3 protein-coding genes are annotated in these 2,786 nt (G+C 43.3%); 1 reads left to right on the top strand and 2 read right to left on the bottom strand.

Annotated features, from left to right (window positions below):
* The first annotated feature begins 170 nt into the window (after positions 1-170).
* The gene (locus EI161_RS13885; RefSeq protein WP_192524907.1) at positions 171-1,547 is read left to right on the top strand and encodes a dicarboxylate/amino acid:cation symporter; all 1,377 of its coding nucleotides are present in this window, start codon (positions 171-173) and stop codon (positions 1,545-1,547) included.
* A gap of 154 nt (positions 1,548-1,701) precedes the next feature.
* On the opposite strand, the gene EI161_RS13890 is transcribed toward EI161_RS13885, so the two are convergent.
* On the bottom strand, positions 1,702-2,457 hold the full coding sequence (locus EI161_RS13890; RefSeq protein WP_192524906.1) for a TSUP family transporter: 756 nt from the start codon (positions 2,455-2,457) through the stop codon (positions 1,702-1,704).
* Between the two features lie 50 nt (positions 2,458-2,507).
* Positions 2,508-2,786, bottom strand: a 279-nt coding sequence (locus EI161_RS13895; RefSeq protein WP_192524318.1) for an IS30 family transposase, incomplete at its 5' end; no start/stop codon positions are given.

Genomic DNA, 2,786 nt, shown 5'->3' on the forward strand with positions numbered 1-2,786 from the left:
CGGCTGTCACCCTTCTTTTATTACTCCAGCATACTTTTTGATACACCACCTAATAATCATAACCGACGCTATAGCCAGACTTATGAGCCTAATCGCATTGATATAAGCTACATACTCTATTGAAAAAAACATTTGTTATGGCGCTGTTATGCACACAAGGGACATTTATTATGTGGAAGAATATGGGACTGACAGGCAAGATTATTGTTGCCATGATACTCGGTATCATACTGGGTTTATTGATAAACTATTTAGGACTGAACGCTGAAGGCAGCTTCGTTAATACTTATGTCACCAACGGTTTTTTTGCTATTGTCGGTAAGCTGTTTGTCAACTCGCTCAAAATGTTGGTGGTGCCTTTAGTTCTCATCTCGCTTATTTGTGGCGTTTGCGGCATTGGTGACATCCGTTTACTTGGTCGCATTGGTACCAAAACCTTTCTTATCTATATGATGACAACGGCCTTAGCGATTGCAACAGCGATTGGGCTTGGCTCGCTATTTGGTATCGGTAAAGGCATGAATATCGAAACCGAAGCAGCGTTTGAAGCCGCGTCAGCACCACCATTGCTCGATGTATTCTCAAACATCATTCCGTCCAACCCCATCAGCGCGATGGCGAATGGCGATATGTTATCGATTATCTTCTTTGCCATTCTCATCGGTGTCAGTATCTTGATGGTTGGTAAACCTGCCAAAGGCTTGGTACAAAGCTTAGAATTAATTAATGAAATCATCTTAAAGATGGTGACCATTATTATGAATCTTGCTCCTTACGGCGTTTTTGCACTCTTAGCCAAAGCCATGTCTGAGCTTGGATTGGACCTTATTTGGTCGTTGCTCGGCTATGTGGTGGTATTGATTGGTTCATTGGCTTTCCATTTTTTCATTACCCTGATGATCGTACTCAAGGTCTCTTCGGGCTTATCGATCAGAACCTTTTTGGCAAAAATGCGTGAAGTTCAGATTTTTGCGTTTAGTACCTCAAGCTCAAACGCGACAATTCCTATTACTTTGCGTACCGTCACTAAGCGTATGGGGGTCAACAATTCAGTCGCTTCATTTACCGTGCCTTTTGGTGCCACTATCAATATGGATGGTACGGCTATCATGCAGGGCACGGCGACTATTTTTATTGCCAATATTTATGGCATTGATTTGGGCGTGACCGAGTACCTGACTGTTATTTTAATGTCAGTGCTAGCCTCTATTGGTACCGCTGGTGTGCCGGGTGTTGGTTTGATTATGCTTTCCATGGTATTTGCCCAAGTCGGCCTACCTATCGAAGGTATCGGCCTTATTTTAGGTGTGGATCGTATCTTAGATATGCTACGTACCGCTGTAAACGTCGGTGGTGATGCGGCCGTCACTGCTATCGTGGCAAAATCAGAAGGCAAAATGGATTTAGCAATTTACAATGATCCTGATGCTGGAGCAAAAGACTTGTTTGACGGTCATATCGATGAAGACAATGAGCGTGAATTTTCAGAAGTCTTTAGTGATGGAATCATGGGTAGTGAGTACGATGACATTGATCGTCGCCACTAGTCATTCTTATTATCTATAAATGCTTATTAATAAAAAAACCTCAGCCACATTTCACATTGGCTGAGGTTTTTTTGGCTCGGCTACGTATACTTTCTTAATAGATATCACCCACTCACTGTGAAAACTTAGATTAACCAATAAAGCGTTAGGACAATTAACCAAAAACGTACTTGGTTATCATCGCCAAGCATACCAAGACAATCATTGGACGAATCAGCTTACTACCGCCTTTGACCACCATATGCGAGCCAAAATACGCCCCTATCGTTTGACCTACCATCATTGCTAGCCCTACTTTCCAAAGGACATTGCCGCCCAAGATAAAGAATATTAACGAGCCAATATTGGTAGACAAGTTCAATACCTTTGCCGCGCCTGTCGCTTCGACTATCTGCCGGCCGCGCAATGCCACATTCCCAAGCGCAAAAAACATCCCCGTTCCAGGTCCCATATAACCATCATAAAAGCCAATCAAGGGCGCAGCAACTTTTTGCCATTTGCCTTCTGAAATACGTGGTGCCGCTTCTACCTCACCAAGTTTGGGTGCAAATAAGGTATAAATACCGATAGCGGCAATCAAAAACGGAATCAGTTTTTCGAGTAAATCCGGTGGAGACATCTGTACCGCAATACTACCAATCACCGAACCAATAAAAGCAGCGATAATAGCCACTTTTATACGCTGCGGCTTGACCACCCCTTTTTTGATCATCGTAATGGACGCTGCCAATGCACCTGAGGCGGCTTGCAGCTTGTTGGTGCCTAGCGTTAGCACGGGTGGGATATTGGCAAGCAACATAGCGGGTATGGTCAACAAGCCACCGCCACCAGCAATGGCATCAATAAATCCTGCCAGCGCTGCTACAGCAGTAAGCATTAAAATAATCTCTAATGAGAGTGATACATCCATGACGCTGACCTACAAGTTTTAAAACTTAGATTAACACACCAAGTGCAACGCTAAATTATATTATAGAACACCTGATTGGGCGTTTTAAACCCTAAGCGTTTTCTTGGTCTGTTGTTTAGTTTATTCTCAATGTCCTGTATCTCATTATCAGAGACTTGTCTAAAGTCACAACCCTTAGGCAAGAACTCTCTGATTAATCCGTTGGTATTCTCGTTGGTTCCTCGCTGCCATGACGCATAAGCATCGGCAAAGAAGAAGGAAGTAAAGAGCTTTCGTTTCACCTTCTTATGCTGAGCAAACTCTTTACCATTGTCAGAGGTAATGGTCTT

Origin of the sequence: Psychrobacter sp. FME5 (assembly GCF_014861375.1) — a bacterium.
Lineage (GTDB): Bacteria > Pseudomonadota > Gammaproteobacteria > Pseudomonadales > Moraxellaceae > Psychrobacter.

Coding starts and splice junctions, on each gene's coding strand:
- EI161_RS13885 (WP_192524907.1), top strand. CDS start 171: ATGTGGAAGAATATGGGACTGACAGGCAAGATTATTGTTGCCATGATA.
- EI161_RS13890 (WP_192524906.1), bottom strand. CDS start 2,457: ATGGATGTATCACTCTCATTAGAGATTATTTTAATGCTTACTGCTGTA.